Source organism: Streptomyces sp. NPDC050548 (assembly GCF_044457385.1).
Taxonomy (GTDB): Bacteria; Actinomycetota; Actinomycetes; order Streptomycetales; family Streptomycetaceae; genus Streptomyces.
In genome coordinates this window covers 119,299-144,110 of the sequence record NZ_JBITGV010000002.1, presented here as the reverse complement: position 1 = coordinate 144,110, position 24,812 = coordinate 119,299, and the positions used below count along the sequence as shown (strand labels likewise).

Here is a 24,812-nt window from a genome sequence, read left to right as displayed (position 1 = left end):
ATGAGTGCACCTGCGCAACGACGCATCCAATCCGACACGCTCGCCGGCTACATCACCTACTACAGCCCGACCGGCCGCCGCTTCGGCCTGCGCACCTCGGACGAACGGGAGTTCACGGTCCACCTGCCCGCGAACGCCATTTCGCGCATCGTCCGCAACCTCGGCGACGACTACCGCGACACCACCGCCGACACCGTCGACATGCTGGCCGAGGGCCGCTACGTCTTCGCGTACGGCATCCTCTACGAGTGGGAGGGCGGCTCCCGGTTCGAGGCCAAGGAGATCACCTTCCCGGAGGAGACCCGCGGCCAGTACGTCTTCGAGCACCCGAACTGGTGGGTCCAACAGGCCGCCGCCATCGCCGACTTCTATCTGCGCGGGCACTTCCCCGACGGCGTGTACGACTGGCGCGGGTTCCGCACGCATCTCACGCTCAGCGGCACCCATCTGCCGGACTTCGCCGGCGCGGACGTACGCCAGGAGACCGACACCATCTCCCGGCTGGTCTACGGCCTGGCCACGGCGTATCTGCTGACCGGCAAGGACCGCTTCCTGGAGGCGGCCGAGGCCGGCACCGAGTATCTGCGCGAGCACATGCGGGTGGACGACACCGCCGACGGGATCACCTACTGGTACCACGGCATCGACATCACGTCCTCCGGCCACCGCCCGGTCTTCGCCTCGGAGTTCGGCGACGACTTCGACGCGATCCCGATGTACGAGCAGATCTACGCGCTCGCCGGTCCCACCCAGACGTTCCGCGTCACCGGAGACCCGCGGATCCTCCAGGACATCGACCGGACCGTCGAGCTGTTCCAGAAGTACTTCCGCGACCCCGTGCGCGGCGGGTTCTTCTCGCACCTCGACCCGATCACCCTGGACCCGAACGCCGACTCGCTGGGCCGCAACCGGTCCCGCAAGAACTGGAACTCGGTCGGCGACCACGCCCCGGCGTATCTGATCAACGCCTATCTGGCGACGGGCCGTTCGGACTTCGCGGCACTGCTGGAGGAGACCGCGGACACCATCGTGGAGCGGTTCCCGGACGAGCCGAACAGCCCCTTCGTCCAGGAGCGGTTCCACGCCGACTGGAGTCCGGACCGGACCTGGGGCTGGCAGCAGGACCGGGCGGTCGTCGGCCACAACCTCAAGATCGCCTGGAACCTGACCCGCATCAAGTCCCTGCAGGACAAGCCCGAGTACGGCACTACCGCCGAGCGGATCGCCGAGATCATGCCGCCGGTGGGCAGCGACGGGCTGCGCGGCGGCTGGCTGGACGTGGTCGAGCGGCAGCCCGACCCGGACAGCGGCATCCACCGCATGGTGTGGCACGACCGCAAGGCCTGGTGGCAGCAGGAACAGGCGATCCTCGCCTATCTGATCCTGGCCGGCACCACCGGCGACCCGGAGCAGCTGCGGCTGGCGCGCGAGGCGGCGGCGTTCTACAACGCCTTCTTCCTCGACTACCAGGACGGCGGCGTCTACTTCAACGTGCTGGCGAACGGCATCCCGTACCTGCTCGGCACCGAGCGGCTCAAGGGCAGCCACGCGATGGCCGGTTACCACGCGCTGGAGCTGTGCTACCTGTCGGCCGCCTACACCGGGCTGCTGCTCAGCGACGACCCGGTCACCCTGCACTTCAAGCCGCGCCCGTCGGATCTGCCGGACCGGGTGCTGCGGGTGGCGCCGGACCTGCTGCCGGCCGGCTCGGTGGAGCTGACCCGGGTGTGGGTCGACGACCAGCCGTACCACAACTTCGACGGCAAGGACCTGACGGTCGTACTGCCGCGCGGCGACGAACCGGTGCGCGTCCGCGTCGAGTTGGAGCCGGCCACGATGCGGCTGCGGATGCGCACCTCGTTCGACGGCGGCACCGCGCACGTCAGCTGCCACGGCGTGATCGACGCGACCGAACTGGGCAAGTTCCGCCGGGTCCTTGCCGAGGTCATGGCGGCGGCCCCGCAGCGCGTGGAGTTCCATCTGTGCGAGGTCGGGGGCATGTGCCGGCCCGCCATCAACGAGCTGCTGTTCCAGCGCACCAAGGCGGGCCTGGACGTCGACTTCGTCATCGTGGGCTGCGCCCTACCGGACGTGGCGGACGCCCTGCTCGCGACGGACGCCTTCCTGCTGGCTGGGGGTGACGAGTGCAACCATGAGTGACCTCGCGACCATCACCCTCCCATTACCCCCGATGCGCACCCCGGGGGCACCGCCGGGCACCTCCGCCGGCCTCCCCGCCTACTGCCGTGAGCTGTTCGGCGACTTCACCCGCGCCGACCAGCGGCGCTGGGGCGAGGTGTATGTGCGCGGGCTGCTGGACGTGCCCGGGCGCAAGACACCCGCCCGGATCTCCGAGCAGGTGCTCGGCAAGCGCGCCGTGCAGCAGATCCAGCAGTTCGTGAACCAGAGTCCGTGGGCGTCCGCTCCCGTGCGGGGGCGGCTCGCCCGGCAGGTGGTGCGGGCCTTCCGCGCCGAGGCCTGGTCCGTCGACGAGGTCGTCTTCGCCAAGAACGGCGACCGGTCGGTGGGCGTGGCCCGCCAGTACGCGGCCTCCCAGGAACGGACGGTGAACTGCCAACTGGCGCTCGCCGCCTCGCTGGTGGGCCAGGCGGGCGGGGTCCCGGTGAACTGGCGGCTGCTGCTGCCGGCCCGCTGGGACCGCGACGAGCGACTGCGCGGCCAGGCCCATGTACCGACGCAGGAACGGTGCAGGCCGCGCTGGAGCTACGTACTGGAGGCGCTCGACGAGATGCTCGACGAGTGGTCCCTGGAGCCGCTGCCGGTGCTGGCCGACTGGCGCTGCGAGAGCGACCCGGACCCGCTGCTGCGCGGCCTGGAGGCGCGCGGCCTCGGCTATCTCGTCCAGGCGGCACCGCACACCCCGGTGCTGCTGCCCCGGCGGCAGGCCGCCGCCCCCGGGACGCGCGGCACGCTCGCCGAACTCGCCGCGCACGCGGCGCGCCACGGTGAACGGGCCTCGGTGACCTGGCACGACCCGGTGACCGAACGCATGCGGCACTCGGAGTTCGTGACCGGCCCGGTCCTGCTGCGCGCGGACCCGGCCGCGGGCACACTCCCCCGGCCGCGTCTCCTGCTCGCGGACTGGCCCTACGGCCGCTCCCGGCCGCGCGCCTACTGGCTGACGAACCTCCCGGCCCGCCGGCTCGCGGAGATCGTGCCGCTGGCGCAGTTGCGGCGGTTCGCCGAGGGGGCGCTCGGCCGGATGCACGAGGAGTTCGGGCTCGGCGACTTCGAGGGCCGCTCCTTCCGGGGCTGGCACCACCATGTGACGCTGGCCTCGGCCGCGCTCGGCTACGACATGGTGCGCCAGCAGGCGGACGAGAGAGCCCTGAGCCGCCCGCGTGCCTGAGCCGGCGCCTCACGGCGGCCCCGTACGGATACGTCCGTACGGGGCCGCCGTGCGCTCACTTCTGCCAGCCGACCTTGCTGAAGTCGATGTCGCCGAGTCCCGGGACCCCGTAGTTGGCGAGGCCCTTGCGCACGGCGAGGATCTGCGGGCGCTGGTAGAGCTCGATGTCGTGGCCGAGCCGCCAGATCTCGGCGTCCGCCCGGTCGTAGAGCCGCTGGGCGGTCCGTTCGTCGAGGGCACCGACGGCCCGGCCCAGGAGCTGATCCACGCGCGCCGAGCCGACCCCGCCGTAGTTCTGGAAGGGCTGTCCGGCCTCGGGACGGCGGTAGACGGCGTAGGCGGAACTCGGGTACGTCAGGCCGGTGAAGCGGAAGATGGCGAGGTCGAAGTTGCCCTTCTCCAGGTACTGCGACGCGTAGGCGGACGCCGGCACCTTCTGGATGTCGACCCGGACGCCGGCCTGGGCCAGCATGTGCTGGACGAGCTGGGCGAGGTCCTCGCCGAGCCGGTTGGTGCCCTCGCTGAGCACGAAGCGGAGGGTGAGGCTGCGGCCGTTCTTCATACGGGTCTTGCCGGCGCCGGGGCTCTTCCAGCCGGCGGCGTCCAGGGCCTTTTCGGCGGCCTTGAGGTCGTAGGTGCCGTAGGGGCGGGAGTTGTCGGTGTACCCGGGCTGGTTGGTCATGAAGAAGTGGTTGCCGAGCAACGGCACCTTGACCGGGAGGCCTTCGGCCGCGACATCGGCCAACGCGGTGCGGTCGACGGCCTGTTGGACCGCGTTGCGTACCGATCGGTCGGCGAGCGGGCCGCCCGCGCCGTTGAGGGTGATGTGCACCTCGTCCCATGCGGAGCCGATGCGGATCTCGCCGTCCGGCGCGTTCTTCAGCTGCGCGTAGGCCTCGCTGGTGGCCGCGTTGACCGCGTCGACCTCGCCGTTCAGGAAGGCCTGGAGGGCGGCGTCGGCGTCGAGGACGCGGAAGACGATCCGGTCGAGTCTCGGTTTGGTGCCCCACCAGCGGGGGTCGGGGACGAGGGTGAGGGTCTGCGCGGTCCTGTCGACCGAGGCGAGCTTGAACGGGCCCGCGCTGATGGGCAGTTGGCCCTGCCAGCCGGAGTTGAAGCGCTGCGGGGTGTCGTAGGCCGCGGCCGGGAAGAGCGGGGTGAAGAGCCTGCGCCAGTCGGCGTACGGCTGCTTGAAGGTGACCCGCACCTCGTGCGCGCCGGCGCCCTGGCGTACGTCGGCGATACGGTCGTAGCCGCTGGTGTCGGCGACCAGGTAGCGCTGGTCGGCGCCGCCGAGCGCGTGCCACTGGGCGGCGAAGTCCCGCCAGCCCAGGGCGGTTCCGTCGGACCAGCGGGCCTTCGGGTTGAGCCGGTAGGTGACGACCTGGGGCGAGGTGCCGGTGACGGACGCGGAGAGCAGGTACTCCGGCACCGCGTGCGGGACGCCCTTGGCGTCGCGGGCGAAGAGCCGGGGCTCGGTCATGCTGTCGACGGTCCACACGTCGTCCAGGGCGCCGTCGACGTGGTCGAAGTTGAACTGCGTGATCATCTGCGCCATCGGCAGGGTCAGCGTGCCGCCCGAGCGGAGGGCGTCCGCGGGCTGGGCGTTGATGTCGTAGGTGCCGTAAGTCGGCAGCGTCGGACGGCGGTTGACGGTGGGCGAACCGGAGCAGCCGGCCATGGCGAGGACGAGCACGCACACCAGCGAACGCGCGATCCGGCCCCGTAATCGCTCCACCCTACGGCCCTCCCAGTACGGACGAACCGTCAACTGCCCGAACTGTCCTGCGCATTGCGGAGCCGGAGCTTAACATCACGATGTGTCACCCACATGAAGCGGAACGAGGGCCCATGCTCTCCCTGATCCTCAGGCGCCTGGTCCACTGCACGATCCTCTTCCTCACCTCCGTCGTCCTCACCTACGCGCTCGCCTCGACCGCGCTCGATCCGCGCGCCTACTTCGAGGGCCGGCAACCGCCCCCGCCCGCCCGGGTCGTCGACGCGGAGCTGGCCCGGCTGGGCATGGACGACCGCGCTCCGCTGCCGGAGCGCTTCGCGCGCTGGGCGGGGCGGGCCCTCCATGGCGACCTGGGCCGGACCATCGACGGGGAGTCCGTGAACGCCGAGTTCGGCCGCCGGGTCGGGGTGTCGGTGCGGCTGCTGCTGATCGGCACCGTGGTCGGTACGGCGTTGGGGGTGCTGGCCGGGATGTGGGGGGCGGTCCGTCACGGCCGGCCGGGCGACCGGCTCCTGACGGTGTTCTCGTTCGCGGTGCTGTGCGTGCCCACGTTCGTGCTGGCGCTGCTGCTGAAGACCGGGGCGCTGGCCGTCAACCGGGCCGCCGGAAGCCCGGTCGTCCTCTACACGGGCGAGCACACACCCGGCCTGCAGGGCGACTGGACCGTCCAACTGCGGGACACGGCCGCCCACTTGCTGCTCCCGGCGATCTGTGTGGCGCTCCCCGCGATCGCCTCCTACAGCCGCTACCAGCGCGCCGCCACCCTCGACGTCCTGGGCGCCGACCATCTGCGCACCGCCCGCGCCAAGGGACTCACCCCGGGCCGCGCGCTGTTGCGCCACGGCCTGCGGATCTCACTGGTCCCGGTGTCGGTGTTCTTCTCCTTCGGGATGCTGACCCTGTTCACCGGGGCCGTGTTCACCGAGGCGGTCTTCGGCTGGCCCGGCATGGGCAGTTGGCTCGTCGACTCGGTGCAGAAGGGCGACGTGAACTCGGTCGTGGCCGTCAACATCTTCGCCGCCGCCGTGGTCCTGCTCGCGGGGCTGCTCGCCGACGTCCTGCACGCACTGCTCGATCCCCGGGTACGGCAGCCATGAGGGCCGGCGGCCGGGGGCGCGCGGTACTGCGCCGGACGGTACGGCGGCCCGGGGCGCTGTGCGGGCTCGCGGTCCTGCTGGTGCTGTTCGCCCTGGCGTTCCTGGGGCCGTACCTCAGCCCGTGGACGCACACGGACGTCGACTACACGGCGCTGCGGCAGCCGCCGGACGCACGGCACTGGATGGGCACCAACCGGATCGGGCAGGACGTCTTCGCCCAAGTGGTGCGGGGACTGCAGAAGTCGCTGCTGATCGGGCTGCTGGTCGCGGTGTTCTCGACCGGGCTCGCCGCGGTGGTGGGCGCCTGCGCGGGCTACTTCGGGGGCTGGACGGACCGGGTGCTGATGTTCGTCGTGGACCTGATGCTCGTCCTCCCGGCTTTCCTCGTGCTGTCCGTCGCCGCGCCCCGGCTGCGCGACCGGAGCTGGATCGCACTGGTCGGACTGCTGGCGCTGCTGGGCTGGATGGTCACCGCGCGGGCGGTGCGCGGGATGACACGATCGCTGAAAGAGCGTCAGTTCGTGGTGGTGGCACGGCTGATGGGGGTCTCGCCGGTACGGATCCTGTGGCGGCACGTGCTGCCGCACACGGCGTCGTTCCTCATCACGGACGCGACGCTGGCGGTGGGCGCGGCGGTGATCAGCGAGACGGGCCTGTCGTACTTCGGTCTCGGCGTACAGCCCCCGGACGTGTCCCTCGGCACGCTGATCGCCGACGCGACGGACGTGGCGCTGGTGTATCCGTGGATGTTCTTCTTCCCCACCGGACTACTGATCGCGTTCGTGCTGGCCGTCAACCTCGTCGGCGGGGCGCTGCGGGACGCGCTCGACCCGACGACGGTGGACGCGGTCGTCCCGTCCCGTACGACCGTGTCGGGGATGCCGCGGTGAACGCCGTCCTGGAGGTCCATGACCTGACGGTCGCCGTCGGCGCCGGACGGCAGCCGCCGGTGCCCGTGGTGCGAGGCGTCGATCTCACTCTCCGCCGCGGTGAAGTACTGGGCCTGGTGGGCGAGTCGGGGACCGGCAAGACCCTCACCGCGCTCTCCCTCATGGGGCTCGCGCCGCCGGGCGCGACGGTGGGCGGTTCGGTACGGCTGCTGGGCGAGGAGCTACTGGGGCTGCCGGAGCGGGAGTTGGCGCGGGTGCGCGGGCGCCGGATCGCCATGGTCTTCCAGGATCCGCTGCACGCCTTCACCCCGGTGCAACGGGTCGGCGACCAGCTCGCGGAGGCGGTACGCATCCACCAACGGCCGCGCCCGCGCCGGGAGTCGGCGCTGCGGCGGGCGGTGGAGCTGCTGGACTTCGTAGGCGTGCCGGAGCCTTCGCGAACCTCCCGCGCCTACCCGCATCAGTTGTCCGGGGGGATGCTGCAACGGGCGATGATCGCGATGGCGATGGCCAACGGCCCCGATGTCCTGGTCGCGGACGAGCCCACCAGCGCGCTCGATGTCACCGTGCAGGCACAGGTGTTGGACGCGCTGGCCGACGCCCGGCGGGAGACCGGCGCGGCCCTGCTGCTGGTCACACACGACCTCGGCGTGATCGCGGGCACGGCGGACCGGGTCGCGGTGCTGTACGCGGGCCGAGTGGTGGAGACGGGCCCGGTCGAGACCGTACTCACCCGCCCCCGGATGCCGTACACGGTCGGACTCGTCGGCTCGGTACCGCGGACCGACGCCCGGGTCCCCCTCACCCCGATACCGGGAACTGCCCCGACCCCGGGCTCAGTTGGCCCCGGCTGCGCCTTCGCACCACGCTGTCCGCTGACCCAGCCGGAGTGCGAGACGTCCGACATCCCCCTCCTGGGCGTGGACAGCCCGTCCCGCGCAGGCCTCGCCGGAACCGCCACGCACGAGGCGGCGTGCCGGCGGATACCGCTGGTCATTCACCGGGGAGCGACGGGACTGTTTCCGCCGGGCGGGGCATCGGAGGTCGCCGGGCCGGGCGGGGCATCGGCTGTCGTGAGCGGGAAGCACGCCGGACCCGGCGGGGCGCGCGGCATCCACACCACGCCGGGTGGGAGACACGCCCTCCCAAGTGCCTCCCAGTCGACGCCGTTTCTGCTCTCCCGCCCCGGTCCGGCCGCCCCCGAGGTTGTGCTCCGCGTCTCCGGTCTCGCCAAGACCTACGTACCTGTCAGTGGTCGGCGCCGTCGTGAGCGGGCGGTGCGGGCGGTCGAGGAGGTCGATCTGGAGGTGTGTCGCGGGGAGACCCTCGCGTTGGTCGGGGAGTCCGGGGCCGGGAAGTCGACGGCGCTGATGGAGATCGTGTCGCTGGCCGCCCCGGAGGCGGGGACCGTGGAGATCCTCGGGCAGGATGTCGCGCGGCTGAGCCGGCGGACCGCGCGGCTGCTGCGCGGTGCCGTGCAGATCGTGCCGCAGGATCCCCTGTCGAGTCTCGATCCGCGGATGCCGGTGGGTGACATCGTCGCCGAGCCGCTGCACGCCCGGCGGGTGCCACGGGGTGTCGTAGAGGCGCGGATTCCGCGGTTGCTCGCTCAGGTGGGGCTGGATCCGGCGGACGCGGAGCGTTATCCGCATCAGTTCTCCGGGGGGCAGCGTCAGCGGGTCGCGATCGCGCGCGCCCTGGCCGTGGAGCCCGCGCTGCTGCTGCTCGACGAGCCGGTGTCCGCGCTGGACGTGTCGGTGCAGGCGCAGATCCTGGATCTGTTGCTGCGGCTGAAGCGGGAGTTGGGGCCGGCGTATCTGCTGGTGTCGCACGATCTGGCGGTGGTCCGGCAGATCGCCGACCGGGTGTCCGTGATGTACGCCGGGCGGGTCGTGGAGACGGGGCCCGTCGCCGAGGTGTTCGGCGCGCCCCGCCATCCCTATGCGCGGGCGCTGCTGTCGGCCGTCCCGCTGCCGGACCCGGTCGCCGAACGCGCCCGGCGCCGGATCGTGCTGCCCGGCGAACCCCCGGCCGGGGCCCCGCTCGTCGCGGGGTGCCGGTTCCGGTCACGGTGTCCTGTCGCCGCGGTCCTCCCGGCCGCCCGGCGGACGCGCTGCGAGACCGAGATCCCGCGGCAGTCCCAGGTCACCCCGGCCGGCACCCATACCGTGGCGTGCCACTTCCCGCACCGGGGACTGCCCTGGGAGGGGACACGGACAGACCGGGGGACGACCGGTCGGCTCTGGAGCGAGCCGCCGGACCGTCCTCCGGTCCGCTGAGCCTCGTGTGCCGTTGTCCGTACGGCCGCCTCAGCAACAGGCGCCGCTCGCACCGCTCGACTGGGCGATGCCCTCGCGCAACGGATGCGTGGTGGCGCCCGAACCGTTCAACCAGAGTCCGCTCGTCACTAGCCCACCGACGAAGACGACGATTGCGATGAGCATGAATACTTTGATGCTCATGAAAATCTCCTCTCCGAGCATTTACGGATGACGCTTTGACAAGATGAGTCAACAAGAACTTACTCAAGGAGTCAAGTATTAATCTCGCAAAAGACGATCTCCAAAAACGGAATGCCCACACCCAAATGAGATCTGAATTAACGCAAATTCAGAAAATGCCTGCCCAGGCCACTTCGCGCCAGTGAATCGATCAAGGAAACTCCATTGGATCGGGGACGACTTACTGGTAACGTTGATCTGTCATCCCGGTGGTCATAGCCACCTCCTAGGAGCCCACATGGACCCTCTCGAAAACACGACGACCGCAGGGCTGGGCGACCGCATCCGGCTGCTGCGCGGCAAGCGTGGCCTCAAGCAGCAGGACCTGGCGTCCAGCGAGATTTCGGCGAGCTACATCTCCTTGATCGAATCCGGCAAGCGCGCACCCTCGGACGCGGTGCTCGCCGCCCTCGCGGAGCGCCTCGGATGCTCCGCCGAGTACCTGCGCAGCGGACGGGACGACCACGAGCTGGAGGAGGCGCGCCTGCGGCTGGCCTTCGGTGAGATGGCCCTGCGCAACGGCAGCAACGGAGAGGCGCTGCAGACCCTCAGCGAGCTGTTGACGAAGCCCACCCTCCTGGACGTCTCGATGACCCGGCGGGCGCGCATGGCGCAGGCCTCCGCGCTGGAGAAGCTCGACCGGACCGAGGCCGCCATCGCGGTCCTTGAGGAACTGCAGCGGGACCCCGACCTGGCCCCGGGCTCGGCCGAGTGGTGCCAGATCGCGGTGGCCCTGTGCCGCTGCTATCGCAACGCCGGCGACATCACGCTCAGCATCGAGATCGGCGAGCGCGCGATGGCCCGGCTGGACGCCCTCGGCCTGGACGTGACGGTCGACCACGTGCAGCTCGGTGCCACCCTCATGGGCTCGTTCCACATGCGCGGCGACCTCATCCACGCCCAGCTGATGGGCGGCAAGCTCCTGGACGCCGCCGAGAAGCAGGGCGCACGGGCCGCGCGCGGCGCCGTCTACTGGAACGCCGGCCTGGTGGCCCGCTCCCGCGGCCAGCTCAACGAGGCCCTGGCCCTGGTGGAGCGGGCGCTCGCGCTGATGTCCGAGGACGACAACCTGCGCCATCTCGCCATGCTCAAGATGAACTACGGCTCCCTGCTGCTCCAGGTCGACGAGCCCGAACCGGCGCGCGGCAAGCAGCTGTTGGAGGAGGCGCAGCAGCTCCTGGCCGAGGTGGGCAACGCGCCGGAGCTGGCCCAGTGCGAGATCGGCCTCGCCGACGCGGACGCGATGCTCGGGCAGTGGGACGAGGCGGCGGCGCACGCCGAGCGGGCCCTCGGGCTGACCGGCACCGAGTCCCGCATCCAGGCCGTCGGCGCGCGCGGCACGCTCGCCGAGATCCAGCTGATGCGCGGCAATCACGAGCAGGCCGCCCAGTATCTGCAGGCCGCCACCCGGCAGCTGCGCCAGTTCCGCCCGTCCCACCAGGTGGCCCTCAACTGGCGTTACCTGGGCGACCTGTGGAAGCGCCAGGGCAACACCGCCGAGGCTCTCAAGGCGTACGACCGGGCCCTGTCGGCCGCCGGCATGGCACCGCACCGCGACCCCGGCCAGATCCTCTCCGAGCAGCACCGCGCCTGAACTGCCCGCCGAATTCCCGAATCCGGTACGGACCTTTGCCCCGCACCCCCGGTAAAGGCCCGGACCTTTCGCCGTGGAGCCGTCCGGCGGGGCAGGCGACCCGGTTCCGTTTCCGGCCGGATCCGAGCCCTCCGAACCCCCCGCCTGGCAGAGTGCCCGGGGCGGGGGGTTCGTCGTGTCTCCGTTCGACGGGCCGCGAGGTCGGGAAATCCGCCGCTGAATTCCGCCCGGTCTCCCGCCGCCGGAATTCCCGCCCGAATTCCCTTGCAGGGCACGGGAGTTCAGATTCCGGCAGGGGCGCTGAATTCGGTGGAATTCAGCGGGCGGTGTTCGCCAGCCGGTGCACGGCGGCGAGCGGGATCCTCAACCGGTCGGGGCGCAGGCGGGACTCGTATACGGCCTCGTACACGGCCTTGTCCGCCTCGAAGGCGCGCAGGGCCACCGGCTGGCAGCGCGGGTCCTCCCGCCCGGCGGAGGCGTATCCCTCGATGAACGCCCGCCGGTTGCGCACCGCCCACGCGTGGGCGCGTCGGCGTCGGCGCAGTCGCCGCGCGGGCGAGCCGTCCTGGCCCGGGTCGCCGGACTCGCGGGCGGCCAGGCCGGTGCGGGCCGCGTAGTCGAAGGAGCGCAGCATGCCCGCGATGTCCCGCAACACCGGCTGCGGGCGGGCGCGTTCGGCGGCGGGCCGGGCCGGTTCGCCCTCGAAGTCGACGATCCGCCAGCCGTCCGCGGCGCGCAGCGCCTGGCCCAGATGGAGGTCTCCGTGGGTGCGCTGGGCGAAGACGGGGCTGCCGCGCCCGGCCACCCGGGCGTAGTCGTCGAAGAGGGCGCCGAGTCTGGTGGTGTAGCGGGCGAGTGCCGGGACCTCCTCGGCGGCCTCCTTGAGCCGCATGTTCATGCGGGCCGCCTCCTCGGCCACGTCCTGTGCCGTGAGGCGGTTGCGGCCGAACGCCTTGCCCAGTGCGCCGTGCACGTCCGCCACGGCCCGGCCGAGGCCGTGCGCGTGCGCGGTGAAGCCGCCGGCCGGGGCGGTGCGGCCGGCGCCGTCCATGCACTCGCCCGCCTGCCGCACCGCCTCCTCCCAGCCGTCGCGGGCGTCGGGCAGGAACTCCTCGATCAGGCCGAGCACCAGGCCCTCCGCGCCGGGGGCGTCGCTGTGCAGCGCGCCGTAGAGGTGGGGCGTGCGGGCGCACTCCTGTCGGGTGAGGGCGTGCAGGGCCTCGACCTCGGTGTGCGGTCCCGGTTCTGGTCGGCGGAAGATCTTGAGGAGGATCCGGCCGCCGTACGCCACGGCCGTGTTGCTCATCTCGCCCGAGAGCGGGTGGGGCACCAGGCCTACGGGCAGCGGATAGCGGCCGGTGCGTTCCAGGCGCAGGCCCGGGTCGGTGCCGGGGCCCGCGAGGGTGCGCAGCAGCAGCCCCAGCAGGGCGCCGTCGGCGAGGGCGTCGTAGACCTGCCAGCCCTGGAAGGGGCCGGTGGGCAGGGTGGCGACGGCGGCCGGGGCGAGGCGGGTGGGGAGGTCGGGGCGCAGGCCGAGCAGGAGTTGGTAGTCGAGGACGGAGCCGTCCTCGCGCCGGGCCGAGACCACGGCGTGCAGCAGCAAGGGCGGTTCGGTGCCGAGCACGGTGGCGGCCCTGGCTTCGAGTTGGGCTCCGCCGTAGCGGGCGTCGAACCATCGGCGGCCCTCCAGCCATGGTGCGAGGGCCGGCAGCAGGGGTTCGAGGATGCCGTCGCTCATGTTCCCTCCGCGGGTGTGAGCACGTGCGCGACCTGGTGGGCCGGATCGAGGCGTACGTAGGTGGACTCGCCCCAGGCGTAGGTCTCGCCGGTGAGTTCGTCGCGCAGCTTGCGGGTGCCGTCGGCGGGCAGGCCGAGGACGGCCGGGTCGCAGGTGACGGTGGCCTCGTGGGCGTGGTGCGGGTCGAGGTTGACGATCACGAGCACCAAGTCGGTTGAGCCGTCGGGGAGTTCGACGTGTTTGGTGTAGGCGAGGAGCTGGTCGTTGTCGGTGTTCTGCAGGCGCAGGTTGCGCAACTCCTGCAGGGCGGGGTGGAGTCGGCGGATCCTGTTGAGGAGGGTGATCAGCGGGGTGATGGTGCGACCCTCGGCCTCCGCCGACGCCCAGTCGCGGGGCCGGAGTTGGTACTTCTCCGAGGCGAGGTAGTCCTCGGTACCCTCCACCAGCGGGGTGTTCTCGCAGAGTTCGTAGCCGGCGTAGACGCCCCAGCTCGGCGCGGCGGTCGCGGCGAGCACGGCACGGACCTCGAAGGCGGGCCTGCCGCCGTGCTGGAGGTAGGCGTGCAGGATGTCGGGGGTGTTCACGAAGAGGTTGGGCCGCAGGAAGTCGGCGCTGTCCTGGGCGAGTTCGGGCAAGTAGGCGGTCAGTTCGGCCTTGGTGTTCTTCCAGGTGAAGTAGGTGTACGACTGCTGGAAGCCGGCCTGCGCGAGGGCGTGCACCATGGCCCGGCGGGTGAACGCCTCGGCGAGGAACAGCACATCGGGGTCGGTGGCGTCGACCTCGGCGATCAGCCACTCCCAGAACTGCACCGGTTTGGTGTGCGGGTTGTCTACGCGGAAGATGCGCACGCCCAGGTCCATCCAGTGCCGCACGATCCGCAGCGCCTCGGCGTACAGGCCCTCGGGGTCGCCGTCGAAGTCGAGTTGGTGGATGTCCTCGTACGTCTTGGGCGGGTTCTCGGCGTAGGCGATGCAGCCGTCGGCGCGGTGGTGGAACCACTCGGGGTGCTCGGTGAGCCAGGGGTGGTCCGGTGAACACTGGAGGGCGAGGTCCAGGGCGACTTCGAGGCCCGACTCCCTTGCGGTGGCGACGAAGTGGCGGAAGTCGTCCTCGGTGCCGAGGTCGGGGTGGATGGCGTCGTGGCCGCCGTGCCGGGAGCCGATGGCCCAGGGCGAGCCGACGTCGTCGGGGCCTGCGTGGAGGGTGTTGTTGGCGCCCTTGCGGTGGGTGGTGCCGATGGGGTGGACGGGCGGGAGGTAGACGACGTCGAAGCCCATCGCGGCGACGGCGGGCAGCCGTTCGGCGGCCGTCCGCAGGGTGCCGCCGACCGGGCGGCCGCCCGCCTGGACCACCGCTCCCTCCGAGCGGGGGAACAGTTCGTACCAGGAGCCGACGAGGGCGCGCCGCCGTTCGACGCGCAGCGGCAGGGGCCGGGAGGCGGTGACGAGGTCACGCAGCGCGTAGCGCCCCAGGGCGGCCGTCACCCGGGGGGTGGTGACGGCGGACAGCCGGGCCGGAGGGGGACCCAGGGTGTCGCGGAGCGCGGCCACGGCCGCGGAGACCGCCTCCCGGCGGTCCGTGGAGGTGATGCCGAGTGAGGCCCGTTCGTAGAGCAACGCGCCCTCGGTCAGGGTGAGTTCGGTGTCGACGCCTGCTTCGATCTTCAGCGCGGCGTCGTGCCGCCAGCTCTCCAGCGGGTCGGCCCAGGCCTCGACGCGGAAGGTCCACAGGCCCTCCGTGTCGGGGACGACGGTCGCCCGCCAGCGGTCGGCGTCCTCGTCGACGAGGGTCATCGGGACCCGGTGGGCCGGGCGCCCCGCGGGGTCGTGCAGGACGACGTCCGCGGCGACGGCGCCGTGGCCCTCGCGGAAGACGGTGGCCGTGATGTCGAGGTGTTCGCCGGTCACGGCCTTGGCGGGCAACTCCCCGTCCCGCACCCGTGGTCGGACGTCGAGGACGGGGACGCGCCCGGTCACCGGTGTCATGGTCGACTCCTCCCGGTCGGATCCCGTCAGCGGAGCCCGGTCGGGGCCGGCGTACGGGATGCGAGCAGGTCGATGATGGTCCGTGCGAAGAGGTGGCAGTGGTTGCCGGTGCGGCCGGTGACCAGGTCGTCGTGGATGACGACGTCCTGGTCGACGTACTCGCCGCCCATGTTGCGCAGGTCGCCCAGCAGGTTGTTGTGGACCACCGCGCGCCTGCCGTGCATCAGGCCCTGCACGGGTGCGGCCAGCCACATGCCGTGGCAGATGATGCCCTTGACGATGGCCGGGTCGGCGAACGCGCGGCGCAGGAACTGGGAGGCGGGCGGCAGAAGTTGGGGGTCCTCGGTGTAGCGCAGCCGGTCGGCGACCATCCCGGAGGGGACGATCACCGCCGAGTACTCCTTCAGCGCGAACTCGTCGAGGTCCTCGAAGGACTCGTTGACCTCGAAGGGCATGCGGTGCTCGTGGCCCTGGAAGGTCATCTCCTCGTTGCCCCACAGGCGGGACAGGAAGTGGACCTCGGCTCCCTCCTCGGGGAAGCGGTAGCGGTAGTAGAGGATCTCGGGCTCGTAGAAGTCGCTCTCCATCAGGACGGCGATCTTGTGACCGGACAGTCGCACGGCGGCTACCCCTTCCCCTTGGCGGTCACCAGGTCGATGAGGAACGGCCCGCGGTGGGCGAGCGCCTGCGCGACCGCCTCCTCGGCCTGCCCGGGCTTCTCGACCCGGACGGCGGCCACGCCGAGCGAGCCGGCGAGGGAGACGAAGTCGACGGCCGGACTGCTCAGGTCGAAGATCTCGGGCTGTTCGTGGGCGGGGATGCGCTGGTCGCGCCAGTACTCCTCGATGTTGTTCTCCAGGAGCTTGTAGCGGCCGTTGTTGCAGATGACGAACTTGGTGGGGAGGCCGTAGCGGGCCGCCGTCCACAAAGCCTGGAAGGTGTACATGCTGCCGCCGTCGCCGGTGAAGCCGACCACCGTGCGGTCGGGGTGGGCGAGTTGGGCGCCCAGCGCGCCGGGGATGCCGACGCCGAGGGAGCCGCCGCGGGTCGCCATCCACTGGCCCGGCACGGTCGGCGCCAGCCTGCGGAAGAGCTCCGGGGACGCCGTCAGTGCCTCGTCGAACAGGATCGCGTCCGACGGCAGCCGACGCGCGAACTCCTGGGCCAGCGCGATGGTCGGCAGCTCAAGGGCCGTCGCCGTCGCCTCCTCCCGCGCGTCGGCCGCCGCGAGCGCGGCCGAGCGCTGCGCGGCGTGCCGACGCAGCCGCTCGACCGCCGCCGTCCGCCGCCCCAGGCCCATCTCCCGGCCCAGCGCGTCGGCGAGCAGGCCGAGAGCGGCCTTCGGGTCGGCGACGATACCGAGGTCGACGGGGTGGTTCTTGGCGATCGCACCGGAGTCGAGGTCGATGTGCACGACCGGGACACCGGCCCCGAAGACACCGTCGAGCGCCGGGTACACCTCGGGCAGCACATAGGTGCCCACGATCAGGACACCGTCGGCGGCACCGGTGATCTTCCGGCTCTGCTCGCCGAACATATGGCCCAACTGGCCCGCGTAGGCGGGGTGTTCGACGGACAGGTTGACCTCGGCCCAGTCGGCGCCGTACACGTCGGCGCCCCACACCTCGGCCAGCCGGCCCAACTCGGCCTGGGCGCCCGCGAAGTGGACGCCGTCACCGGCGATGACGAGCGGGTTGCGGGCGTCGGCGAGCAGCGCGGCGGCCCTCGCCACGGTGTCGGGGGCGGGCAGACTGCGGGTCTCCGGGTAGGAGACGGGCGCCACCGCCTCGGTGGTGTCCCGGTCCATGACGTCGGCGGGCAGCACGACCAGCACCGGACCGTACGGCGGGGTCGCGGCGACCTTGAAGGCGCGGCGCAGCACCCGCAGCGTGGAGTCCGGATCGACCACGCGGGTGGCCCACTTGGTCACCGGTTTGGCCATGCCGACCAGGTCGGCGGCCATCTGCGCGTCCATGCTGTCGTAGCGCAGCCCGGCCTCGCCGACCAGGGTGACGATCGGGGCGTGGCCGCGCATCGCCTGGTAGAGCATGCCGATGCCGTTGCCGAGCCCTACTCCGGAGTGGAGTTGCAGGACCGCCGGGGTGCGGGTGGCGCGTGCGTAGCCGTCGGCCAAGCCGACGGCCGTGCACTCCTGGAGGGCCAGGATGTACTGGATCGAGGGGAAGGAGCGCAGTTCGTCGAGGAACCCCTGCTCGACCGTGCCGGGGTTGCCGAACATGAACCGGACCCCTTCGGCCTGCAGTTGTTCGAGCAGCGCGATCCGCGCGGGCCTGCTGTCCATCGTGTGCTCACCTCTCGTCGGGGCGAAGGAGCGTGGGACGGTCGCCTGGGTCAGGCGGTCGTCCTGAACCCCCACTGCCGCAGGCCCTGTTCGAGGACCTCGACGGTCTTCTGTCCGGTCAGGTAGGAGTCGGGCGTCGAACGGCCCGTGATGAACGGGTAGTCGACGATGACGGAGGTCTCCTTGCCGAAGTTCCCGTGGTAGGCGCCGCCGGGTGCGGTGGCGTCGCGCAGGATGTACTCCAGCGGGTACGGCGGCGGCCCCATCACGAAGTCGGTGCCGATGAACCCGGTGCCGTCCTTGTAGTCGTACTCGATGCAGTGCCCGGTGACGTGCTTGCCGCGGATGAGGGACTCGCGGGTCTCCTGGTCGCGGGCGAAGGCGAGGCAGGCGACGCCGTAGCACTCGGCGGCGATCGGCCGGTCCAGGGCGTGGAAGGCGAGGATCAGGTCGTGGACCCGCCAGTTGTTGGCGAGGTCGACGATCGGTCCGCTGCCGCCGACGATCAGCAGTGCGTCGTAGCGGTCGGCGATCTGTGAACGCACCTGCTCCAGGCGGGTGTTGTAGGCCTCCCAGTCGCGCAGGAAGTACGGCTTGGACCGGTAGGGCCGGTCGGGCAGCCAGGACGACAGGTCGAGCGGGTTGTCGAGCCGGTCCGAGTCCTCGACCTTGCGCACCTTGGCGGCGGTCTCGGGGGTGGTGACGGAGCGGCCGAGCGGCGGGTCGACGTACTCGGGGTCCATGCTCGGCGGCAGCGCCTGCGGGCGCTTGCCGGTGGGGGTGGCGAAGGTGAGGTGGTAGCCGGCCTGGTCGAAGGTCTCCAGGGGGCCGATCAACTCCTCGCCCCAGTAGCCGTGTTCGGACAGGACGACCAGAATGCGCCTGCTCATGGGGTTCCTCCCGTTCGGCGGGACGGTGCCAACTGGCGGATTCCTGTCTACGTCGGGGCCGTTCGCCCCGGCCGCCGGGGGCGCCCCGGTCGCGGCACATCCTCAAGTGGCCGAACGCACTACGGCATGTTGTGGCCATCGGTCTTCATTCCGTGAACTCACCGGCATACGACGGGAGTTGCCGCAGCTCCGGCCGCGACTTCGCACAGTGCGGCCGGTCCGCGCGCACGAGCGGACCCGGCGGGCGCGGATGTGGGGTCATCGGACCCGTGCCGCTTCCGGACCCCGGGAGCGGAACCCCGATGAGCGGAGACACACATGCCGAGCGAACAGACCGGCTCCGACCGGGAGATCGCCGAGTTCGTGCAGCGCTGGTACGACCTGCTGAGCGCGCACGCGCCGGTCGAGGAGCTGCTGCCCTTCGTCACCGACAAGGGCCTGGTGATGGCCTTCCCGGAGCGGACCCTGTACGGCCACGCGGACTTCCTCGACTGGTACACGGCCGTCGGCGAGGCCTACACCGACCAGAGCCACACCGTGGAGAAGGTCACCACGCACGAGGAGGGCACCCGTATCGACGTCGACGTCACGGTGGTGTGGACCGCCAAGTCGACCGCGGACGGCAGCGTCTCGTCCTTCCGGATCAACCAGAAGTGGCAGTTGGAGCGGTCCACGCCGGGCGCCCGCCCGCTGATCGTCGACTACCGGGTCGGCGAGCCGGCCGCGATCTGATACCCCGTCACCTTTTGGAGGCTGTCATGCCGTCGAAGTCGCTGCCCCTCGGGGCCGATTACATCGTCGTCGGCGCCGGCTCGGCCGGCTGCGCGGTCGCGGCCCGCCTGAGCGAGGATCCGTCCACGACCGTGGTCCTGCTGGAGGCGGGCGGCTGGGACGAGCGCCCCGAGATCCACCGGGCCGACGCGGCCTCGGTCCTCTCGCTGCTCACCGCCGAGTGGCGGAGCGAGATCGACTGGGGCTACGTCACCGAGTCCGAGGCGGGCATGGAGGGCCGACGGGTCCCCGTGGCCCGTGGCAAGGTCGTCGGCGGCTGCAGTTCCGTCAACGCCCTGATGTGGGTGCGCGGCAGCCGCCACGACTACACCCGCTGGGTCGCCGAGGGCGCGACCGGTTGGTCGTACGACGAGGTCCTGCCGTTCTTCCGGCTGGCCGAGGACTACTCGGGCGGCGCCGACGCGTTCCGTGGCGCGGGCGGTCCCGTCCGGGTGCGGCAACTCGACCAACCCTCCCCCATCGCGCGGGCGTTCGTCGAAGGCGCCGGTGAACTCGGGTACGCCACGGACACCGACGGGGACTACAACGGCGCCCGGCAGGAGGGCTTCGGCTTCCTGTACCAGACGTTCCGCGACGACGCGGGCCGCCGGTGCAGCACCGCCGACGCCTATCTGCGGCCGGCCCTGGACCGTTCCAACCTGACTGTTCTCACCGACACCCTGGTCACCCGGCTGCTGCTGGACGGGACTCGGGTCACGGGCGTCGAGTACGTCCAGGACGGCACCCGGCACGAGCTGCGTGCCGGGAGCGAAGTCATCGTGTCCGCCGGGGCGTTCGAGACGCCGAAGCTGCTCATGCTGTCCGGCATCGGTCCGGCCGCGCACCTGCGGAAGCACGGCATCCGCTGTGTCCAGGACCTGCCGGGAGTCGGCGCCGGACTGCAGGACCACCTGTTCACGCCCATCTGCTACCAGTCGCTCCAGGAGCACCCGGACGGGGCGCTGCTCTCCGAGGCGGGGCTGTTCACCCACACCCGCGAGGCCGGTCCTGAGGACGCCCCCGACCTCCAGTTCACCTTCGGCCCCATCAAGTTCCTGCCGGCCGACGCCCCCGCCGACCAGTGGGAGGGTCCCGGCTTCACCTTCGCGCCGATCGCGCTGCGACCGCAGAGCCGGGGCCGGGTGCGGCTGCGCGACGCCGACCCGCGGTCCAACGCCGTCGTCAGCGCCGGGTACCTCACCTCCCCCGCCGACCTCGAAGTCCTGGTGCACGGCGTGGAGTTGGCCCGCGAGCTGGCCGCCACCCGCGCCTTCGACGCGTTCCGCGGCGACGAACTGGGCCCCGGCAAGGACATCACCGGGGCCGCCGAGCTGCGCCGTTACGTCGCCACCAACGCGACCACCCTGTGGCACCCGGCCGGCACCTGCCGGATGGGCACGGGCGCGGACGCCGTCACGGACCCCGAGCTGCGCGTGCACGGCATCGCGGGGCTGCGGGTCGCGGACGCGTCGGTGATGCCGTCGATCACCGCCGGCAACACGCACGCGCCCAGCGTCATGATCGGCGAGCGAGCGGCGGCGTTCGTCCGCGAGGCCGCCGTCCCGGCTCTCGCCGAACCGTCCCTGTCCGACGTCCACTTGAGCTAGGGGATGCACCATGTCCGACCTCGACCAGTCCCAGCAGGAGAACCTCAAGCTGTACCGGCGTTTCCTCGACGCGTTCAACGCCGGCGACCAGGCGGAGATCCCCCGGGTCATCGCCGCCGACTTCACCGACCACCACCCCGGGTTCGACATCAACGGCCTCGACTCCTACCTGGAGGCGCTGCGCGGGGCCTACAACACCCTTGATCTCAAGGGCGAGTTGGAGGAGCTGTCGGCGCTCGGCGAGGACCGGGTCCTGACCCGGGTCAAGCTGACCGGCACGCACCTCGGCGAGCTGCTCGGCTTCCCGGCCACGGGCCGCAAGGTCGAGTGGACCACCACCGAGATCTGGCGGGTCCAGGACGGCCTGTTCGTGGAGCGGTGGGCACAGGACGACATGCTCGGGCTGCGCGAGCAGATCTCCTCCGACGCCTCGAACCTGGCCGTCGTCCAGCAGGTCAGCGACGCCGTCAACCAGCGCCGCCTGGACGCCCTCGACGACCTCTTCGGGCCGACGTTCCACGACAACAACCCGGCGTGGAGCTGCGAGAGCCTGGAGGAGCTGAAGGGGATCATCCAGGGCGCCTACGACGGGCTCGACTTCTCCGTGCACCTCGACGCGCTCTACCCGGCCTCGCCGGACAAGGTGATCATGCACATCACCTTCCACGGCCGGCACATCGCCCCGTTCTTCGGCCAGGAGCCGACCGGCAAGGAGGTCTCCTGGACCAGCCTTGAGGTCTACCGGCTGGAGGACGGCAAGGTCGTCGAACGCTGGGTGCAGGCCGACACCGCGGGCCTGATGCGCCAGGTCGGCGTCCCGCTCCCCTGACCGTTCCAGCCCCCCAGACAGCACCGGAAAGGACGGGCCCATGAACACCCGAGAAGTGGTCGACACGTACTACCGGCTGGCCAACTCCGGCGAGTGGGACGCCTGGTGCGACCTGTTCGCCATCGACCAGACCATGGACGAACAGCTCGCCGGACACGTCGAGGGCCGCGAGACCCTCCGCGAGATGATGAAGGGCTTCCCGGAGATGTACGCCTCCTTCGCCAACGTGCCCCGGCACGTGGTCGTGGACGGCGAGCAGGCCGCGGTGGTCTCCGACATCATCGGCACCACCCACGACGGCATCACCGTCGAGGCCAAGGTGTGCAACTACTTCCGCGTCACCGGCGGCCTCATCAGCTACTTCGCGAACTTCCACGACAGTGTGCCGTTCGCCCCGGTGACCGGGAAGTGAGGGCTCACCGATGACAACCGCTGCTCCGGCCGGCCTGCGCTGGTCGCACGTCGGCCTCAACTGCCGTGACCAGAAGGCCACGGAGGACTTCTACACCCGGCACTTCGGCTTCGCCCGGGCCCGGGTGGTGGAGGCCGACGGGGTCCGCGTGGTGTTCCTGCGCAACGGCCCCGTCTACCTGGAGCTGTTCGCGACCGACGCGGACGCCCTGTCCACCACGGCGAAGGACGGCCCGGCCAACCCCGGCACGGCACGCCATCTCGCCTTCCAGGTCGACGACGTGGACGCGTTCCTCGCCGCCGCCGGGGGCGAACTGGAGCCGCTGCTCGGCCCGTTGACCTTCGACGAGTTCATCCCCGGCTGGAAGACGGTGTGGGTCTCCGACCCGGACGGCATCGTGCTGGAGGTCAGCCAGGGCTACACCGATCAGACCACCGACGAACTGGCCACGTACGCCTGACAGGAGAGTGCACCACCATGAGGCCCGTCCCCGACCAGACCATCCTCCTCACCGGCGCCACCGACGGCATGGGCCGTGAGCTGGCCCGTGAACTCGCCGCGCAGGGGGCGTCGTTGATCCTGCACGGCCGCAACGCGGCCAAGGGCGCGGAGCTGCTGGGCGAGCTGCGCGCGTCCACCGGCAACGACAAGCTCAGCTACGAGCTGGCCGACTTCTCCTCGCTGGAGGACATCCGCAAGCTGGCCGACCGGATCCTCGCCACGCACGACCGGCTCGACGCGCTGGTGAACAACGCCGGCATCGGGGTCGAGCTGATGCGCCACGAGAGCCAGGACGGTCTGGAACTCACCTTCCAGGTCGACTACTTGGCGGCCTACATGCTCAGCTGCCGACTCGCGCCGCTGCTGGTGCGCTCGGCCCCGGCCCGGATCATCAACGTCAGCTCCGCGGGCCAGGCGCCGATCGACTTCCGTGACGTGATGCTGGAGCGGCACTGGGACGGCGTGCAGGCCTACTGCCAGGCGAAGCTGGCCCAGATCAGCCTGACCATCGACCTGGCGGAGCGGCTGCGCGGCACCGGGGTGACGGCCAACGCCCTGCACCCGGCGTCGTACATGCCGACGAAGATGGTGGTGAACCTGTTCACCCCGCAGTCCACGGTCGCGGAGGGTGTGCACAGCACCCTGCGCCTGATCACCGACCCGGCCCTCGACGACGTCACGGGGACCTACTTCAACCGCACCCAGCGCTCCCGGGCGGGTGCCCAGGCCTACGACGAGAAGGCTCGCGCCCAACTGCGCGCGCTGAGCGAGTCGTTGACCGGGGTGACCTTCCCGGCCGACCTCAGCGGCTGACCGGCCCACGGCAGCACCGAGCCCCCGCCTCGTGCACGCGAGGCGGGGGCTTCGTGGTGTCCGGCTGCTAGCTCGCGGTGACGGACAGCTTGTGGTGGAACACGTTGCCCGGGTCCCAAGTGGCCTTCACCTGGCGCAGCTTGGCGAGGTTTCCCTTGAAGTAGAGGGTCCCCCAGGGCACGCCGGAGGTGTTCCAGGCCGGGTCGGTGAGATCGGTGTCGGGGTAGTTGATGTACGAGCCGTCGTTGGTGTCGTTCGGCACCGGCACCCCGCCGGTGTCCGCGTACAGGTCGCGGTACAGCGCGCGCATCCAGGCCACGTGGCGGTCGTCCTGCGTCGGATCGGGCCAGTATGTAGTGAAGTTGGCCTTCAGGATCGAGTCCCGCTGGGCCAGCGCGGTGGCCGTGGGCGACACCGTGTTGACCTTGCCGCCGTAGGAGTAGAGCAGGATGCCGGCGTGCCCGTCGTAGGCGGCGTCGGAGAGGTAGCCGTAGAGCGTCCTGGCCTGTTCCGCGGACCAACCCTGACGCAGATAGGCGCCCTTGGACTTCGTGCGGTTGTAGAGGCCGGTGTCGTAGGGGTCCTTGAGGGTCGTCTTCAGCCAGGGCCAGGAGGAGCGGCCGTCCGTGTAAGGGACGCCGATGCCGCCGACCACCGCCGTGACGTAGGCGTCGAGGAGGGCCGAGGCGTCCGAACGGGTGCCGTCTATCTGGGTGTTGAGGACCAGGCTGCCCTGGATGCGGTTGTAGAGGATGAGGACGCTGTGGAGGCTGTCGTAGGAGGAGCCGGCGACGCTGTTGCGGGCGTGCCAGGTGCCGTGGTTGGCGATCAGCGTCGTGAAGGCTGTCTCCGTCAGGTCGGTCCACTTGATGGCGACCGTCGACTTCAGGAGTGTCTTCGGCGGTCTGGGGAGCAGGGTGGCGGGGTCGGTGCCGGTGGCGTCGGGGGCGCGGAACCAGTAGCGGGTGACGATGCCGAAGGTGCCTCCGCCGCCGCCTGTGTGGGCCCACCACAGGTCGCGGTGCGGGTCGTCGGCATCGCGGGTGGCGACGACGGCGCGTGCGGTGCCGGTCGCGTCGACCACGACGACCTCGACGGCGTAGAGGTGGTCGACGACGGCGCCGTACTGGCGGCACATGGCGCCGTAGCCGCCGCCGGTGACATGGCCGCCGACGCCGACCGTCGGGCAGGTGCCGCCGGGCAGGGACACGCCCCACTCCAGGTAGAGGGTGCGGTAGACGTGGCCGAGGGTGGCGCCGCCCTCGACGAGGAAGGCGCGGCGGGCGGGGTCGTAGTGGACCGCGTCCATCTCCGACATGTCGACGAGGATCCGTACGTCCGGGTCGTCGACGAGTCCGTCGAGGCAGTGTCCGCCGCCGCGCACGCCGATGCGTTTGCCGGCGTCGACCGCCTCCTGAACGACGGACACCACCTGCGCGGTGGTGTGGACGAGCCGTATCGAGTCGGGGGCGGCGGTGAATCTCGCGTTGTAGCCGCGGGAGGTGAGGTCGAGATAGCGGGCGTCCGACGCGCCCACGGTGACGGCGGCGGGGGTGGTGGCGTCGGCGGCAGAGGCGCGGGTGGGGAGGACGGCCGCGCCGATCCCCGCGGCGGTGGCGGTGCCGAGGAGTCCCCGCCGGGTGAGGCCGGCGGACGGAGGTCGGTCGGGTTGCTGTCGTGCCATTGCTGTCTCCTTTGTCTCGTGAAGGATTCATCTCGTGAAAAAACTGCCGCCCAGGAGGCCGGAAGCCTTCTGGGCGGCAGCAGTTGAGGG

General features: G+C 71.2%; 20 protein-coding genes. 12 read left to right on the top strand and 8 right to left on the bottom strand.

The annotated features are described in order from the left end of the window. Both ACIBJH_RS06485 and ACIBJH_RS06480 read left to right on the top strand, forming a co-directional pair. Complete coding sequence (locus tag ACIBJH_RS06485) at nt 1-2,160, top strand: AGE family epimerase/isomerase (RefSeq protein WP_399115715.1); 2,160 nt, start codon at nt 1-3, stop codon at nt 2,158-2,160. After that, nucleotides 2,153-3,370 carry an IS701 family transposase gene (locus ACIBJH_RS06480; RefSeq protein ID WP_236583298.1) on the top strand — a complete coding sequence of 406 codons (1,218 nt, stop codon included), beginning with the start codon at nt 2,153-2,155 and terminating at the stop codon, nt 3,368-3,370. The genes ACIBJH_RS06485 and ACIBJH_RS06480 overlap by 8 nt, the downstream gene beginning before the upstream one ends. Nucleotides 3,371-3,425: 55 nt before the next feature. Here ACIBJH_RS06480 and ACIBJH_RS06475 read toward each other — a convergent pair whose 3' ends face one another. Further along, nucleotides 3,426-5,051 carry an ABC transporter family substrate-binding protein gene (locus tag ACIBJH_RS06475; RefSeq protein WP_399116367.1) on the bottom strand — a complete coding sequence of 542 codons (1,626 nt, stop codon included), beginning with the start codon at nt 5,049-5,051 and terminating at the stop codon, nt 3,426-3,428. A 170-nt stretch (nt 5,052-5,221) separates the two neighbouring features. Between ACIBJH_RS06475 and ACIBJH_RS06470 the strand changes: the two genes are divergently transcribed. The 3 genes from ACIBJH_RS06470 to ACIBJH_RS06460 are packed head-to-tail and all read left to right on the top strand — an operon-like array spanning nt 5,222 to nt 9,374. Beyond that, a complete protein-coding gene (locus ACIBJH_RS06470) occupies nt 5,222-6,205 on the top strand; it encodes an ABC transporter permease (RefSeq protein ID WP_399115714.1) in 984 nt (327 codons plus the stop codon). Beyond that, on the top strand, nt 6,202-7,095 hold the full coding sequence (locus ACIBJH_RS06465; RefSeq protein WP_399115713.1) for an ABC transporter permease: 894 nt from the start codon (nt 6,202-6,204) through the stop codon (nt 7,093-7,095). The genes ACIBJH_RS06470 and ACIBJH_RS06465 overlap by 4 nt, the downstream gene beginning before the upstream one ends. Continuing rightward, nucleotides 7,092-9,374: a dipeptide ABC transporter ATP-binding protein gene (locus ACIBJH_RS06460; RefSeq protein WP_399115712.1), complete on the top strand. Its 2,283-nt coding sequence runs from the start codon at nt 7,092-7,094 to the stop codon at nt 9,372-9,374. Before ACIBJH_RS06465 ends, ACIBJH_RS06460 begins: the two co-directional genes overlap by 4 nt. Nucleotides 9,375-9,404: 30 nt before the next feature. Here ACIBJH_RS06460 and ACIBJH_RS06455 read toward each other — a convergent pair whose 3' ends face one another. Beyond that, nucleotides 9,405-9,557, bottom strand: a complete 153-nt coding sequence (locus ACIBJH_RS06455) for a hypothetical protein (RefSeq protein WP_399115711.1) — start codon at nt 9,555-9,557, stop codon at nt 9,405-9,407. Between the two features lie 277 nt (nt 9,558-9,834). Here ACIBJH_RS06455 and ACIBJH_RS06450 point away from each other — a divergent pair, with 277 nt between their 5' ends. Beyond that, on the top strand, nt 9,835-11,190 hold the full coding sequence (locus ACIBJH_RS06450) for a helix-turn-helix domain-containing protein (protein WP_200709080.1): 1,356 nt from the start codon (nt 9,835-9,837) through the stop codon (nt 11,188-11,190). A 316-nt stretch (nt 11,191-11,506) separates the two neighbouring features. On the opposite strand, the gene ACIBJH_RS06445 is transcribed toward ACIBJH_RS06450, so the two are convergent. Genes ACIBJH_RS06445 through ACIBJH_RS06425 form a run of 5 tightly spaced genes read right to left on the bottom strand, consistent with a single transcriptional unit; the run spans nt 11,507 to nt 18,105 of the window. After that, a complete protein-coding gene (locus ACIBJH_RS06445) occupies nt 11,507-12,928 on the bottom strand; it encodes a hypothetical protein (protein WP_399115710.1) in 1,422 nt (473 codons plus the stop codon). Next, nucleotides 12,925-14,913 carry an alpha-1,4-glucan--maltose-1-phosphate maltosyltransferase gene (locus ACIBJH_RS06440; RefSeq protein ID WP_399115709.1) on the bottom strand — a complete coding sequence of 663 codons (1,989 nt, stop codon included), beginning with the start codon at nt 14,911-14,913 and terminating at the stop codon, nt 12,925-12,927. Before ACIBJH_RS06440 ends, ACIBJH_RS06445 begins: the two co-directional genes overlap by 4 nt. Before the next feature lie 26 nt (nt 14,914-14,939). Beyond that, nucleotides 14,940-15,533 (bottom strand): DJ-1/PfpI family protein, encoded by a 594-nt coding sequence (locus ACIBJH_RS06435; RefSeq protein ID WP_019072622.1) that lies wholly within the window; start codon nt 15,531-15,533, stop codon nt 14,940-14,942. Between the two features lie 5 nt (nt 15,534-15,538). Further along, entirely contained in the window at nt 15,539-17,215 is a 1,677-nt protein-coding gene (locus ACIBJH_RS06430) for a thiamine pyrophosphate-binding protein (RefSeq protein WP_399115708.1), read from the bottom strand. Nucleotides 17,216-17,265: 50 nt separating this feature from the next. Continuing rightward, entirely contained in the window at nt 17,266-18,105 is an 840-nt protein-coding gene (locus tag ACIBJH_RS06425) for a type 1 glutamine amidotransferase domain-containing protein (protein ID WP_399115707.1), read from the bottom strand. A gap of 318 nt (nt 18,106-18,423) precedes the next feature. Between ACIBJH_RS06425 and ACIBJH_RS06420 the strand changes: the two genes are divergently transcribed. From ACIBJH_RS06420 to ACIBJH_RS06395, 6 genes are read left to right on the top strand one after another with little or no spacing between them, the layout of a single operon-like run. After that, on the top strand, nt 18,424-18,837 hold the full coding sequence (locus ACIBJH_RS06420) for a nuclear transport factor 2 family protein (RefSeq protein ID WP_399115706.1): 414 nt from the start codon (nt 18,424-18,426) through the stop codon (nt 18,835-18,837). 26 nt (nt 18,838-18,863) lie between these two features. Continuing rightward, nucleotides 18,864-20,483: a GMC family oxidoreductase gene (locus tag ACIBJH_RS06415; RefSeq protein ID WP_399115705.1), complete on the top strand. Its 1,620-nt coding sequence runs from the start codon at nt 18,864-18,866 to the stop codon at nt 20,481-20,483. A gap of 10 nt (nt 20,484-20,493) precedes the next feature. Next, on the top strand, nt 20,494-21,312 hold the full coding sequence (locus ACIBJH_RS06410; protein WP_399115704.1) for an ester cyclase: 819 nt from the start codon (nt 20,494-20,496) through the stop codon (nt 21,310-21,312). Nucleotides 21,313-21,352: 40 nt separating this feature from the next. Then, on the top strand, nt 21,353-21,724 hold the full coding sequence (locus ACIBJH_RS06405; RefSeq protein ID WP_399115703.1) for a nuclear transport factor 2 family protein: 372 nt from the start codon (nt 21,353-21,355) through the stop codon (nt 21,722-21,724). A gap of 10 nt (nt 21,725-21,734) precedes the next feature. Continuing rightward, nucleotides 21,735-22,184, top strand: a complete 450-nt coding sequence (locus ACIBJH_RS06400; protein ID WP_399115702.1) for a VOC family protein — start codon at nt 21,735-21,737, stop codon at nt 22,182-22,184. Between the two features lie 17 nt (nt 22,185-22,201). Next, nucleotides 22,202-23,038, top strand: coding sequence for an SDR family NAD(P)-dependent oxidoreductase (locus ACIBJH_RS06395; protein WP_399115701.1), 837 nt, complete (start codon nt 22,202-22,204; stop codon nt 23,036-23,038). 67 nt (nt 23,039-23,105) lie between these two features. Here the strand turns inward: ACIBJH_RS06395 and ACIBJH_RS06390 are convergent, their stop codons facing one another. Next, the gene (locus ACIBJH_RS06390) at nt 23,106-24,722 is read right to left on the bottom strand and encodes an FAD-binding oxidoreductase (protein ID WP_399115700.1); all 1,617 of its coding nucleotides are present in this window, start codon (nt 24,720-24,722) and stop codon (nt 23,106-23,108) included. Nucleotides 24,723-24,812: the final 90 nt, after the last annotated feature.

Coding starts and splice junctions, on each gene's coding strand:
- ACIBJH_RS06485 (WP_399115715.1), top strand. CDS start 1: ATGAGTGCACCTGCGCAACGACGCATCCAATCCGACACGCTCGCCGGC.
- ACIBJH_RS06480 (WP_236583298.1), top strand. CDS start 2,153: ATGAGTGACCTCGCGACCATCACCCTCCCATTACCCCCGATGCGCACC.
- ACIBJH_RS06475 (WP_399116367.1), bottom strand. CDS start 5,051: ATGGCCGGCTGCTCCGGTTCGCCCACCGTCAACCGCCGTCCGACGCTG.
- ACIBJH_RS06470 (WP_399115714.1), top strand. CDS start 5,222: ATGCTCTCCCTGATCCTCAGGCGCCTGGTCCACTGCACGATCCTCTTC.
- ACIBJH_RS06465 (WP_399115713.1), top strand. CDS start 6,202: ATGAGGGCCGGCGGCCGGGGGCGCGCGGTACTGCGCCGGACGGTACGG.
- ACIBJH_RS06455 (WP_399115711.1), bottom strand. CDS start 9,557: ATGAGCATCAAAGTATTCATGCTCATCGCAATCGTCGTCTTCGTCGGT.
- ACIBJH_RS06450 (WP_200709080.1), top strand. CDS start 9,835: ATGGACCCTCTCGAAAACACGACGACCGCAGGGCTGGGCGACCGCATC.
- ACIBJH_RS06445 (WP_399115710.1), bottom strand. CDS start 12,928: ATGAGCGACGGCATCCTCGAACCCCTGCTGCCGGCCCTCGCACCATGG.
- ACIBJH_RS06440 (WP_399115709.1), bottom strand. CDS start 14,913: ATGACACCGGTGACCGGGCGCGTCCCCGTCCTCGACGTCCGACCACGG.
- ACIBJH_RS06430 (WP_399115708.1), bottom strand. CDS start 17,215: ATGGACAGCAGGCCCGCGCGGATCGCGCTGCTCGAACAACTGCAGGCC.
- ACIBJH_RS06425 (WP_399115707.1), bottom strand. CDS start 18,105: ATGAGCAGGCGCATTCTGGTCGTCCTGTCCGAACACGGCTACTGGGGC.
- ACIBJH_RS06420 (WP_399115706.1), top strand. CDS start 18,424: ATGCCGAGCGAACAGACCGGCTCCGACCGGGAGATCGCCGAGTTCGTG.
- ACIBJH_RS06415 (WP_399115705.1), top strand. CDS start 18,864: ATGCCGTCGAAGTCGCTGCCCCTCGGGGCCGATTACATCGTCGTCGGC.
- ACIBJH_RS06410 (WP_399115704.1), top strand. CDS start 20,494: ATGTCCGACCTCGACCAGTCCCAGCAGGAGAACCTCAAGCTGTACCGG.
- ACIBJH_RS06405 (WP_399115703.1), top strand. CDS start 21,353: ATGAACACCCGAGAAGTGGTCGACACGTACTACCGGCTGGCCAACTCC.
- ACIBJH_RS06400 (WP_399115702.1), top strand. CDS start 21,735: ATGACAACCGCTGCTCCGGCCGGCCTGCGCTGGTCGCACGTCGGCCTC.
- ACIBJH_RS06395 (WP_399115701.1), top strand. CDS start 22,202: ATGAGGCCCGTCCCCGACCAGACCATCCTCCTCACCGGCGCCACCGAC.
- ACIBJH_RS06390 (WP_399115700.1), bottom strand. CDS start 24,722: ATGGCACGACAGCAACCCGACCGACCTCCGTCCGCCGGCCTCACCCGG.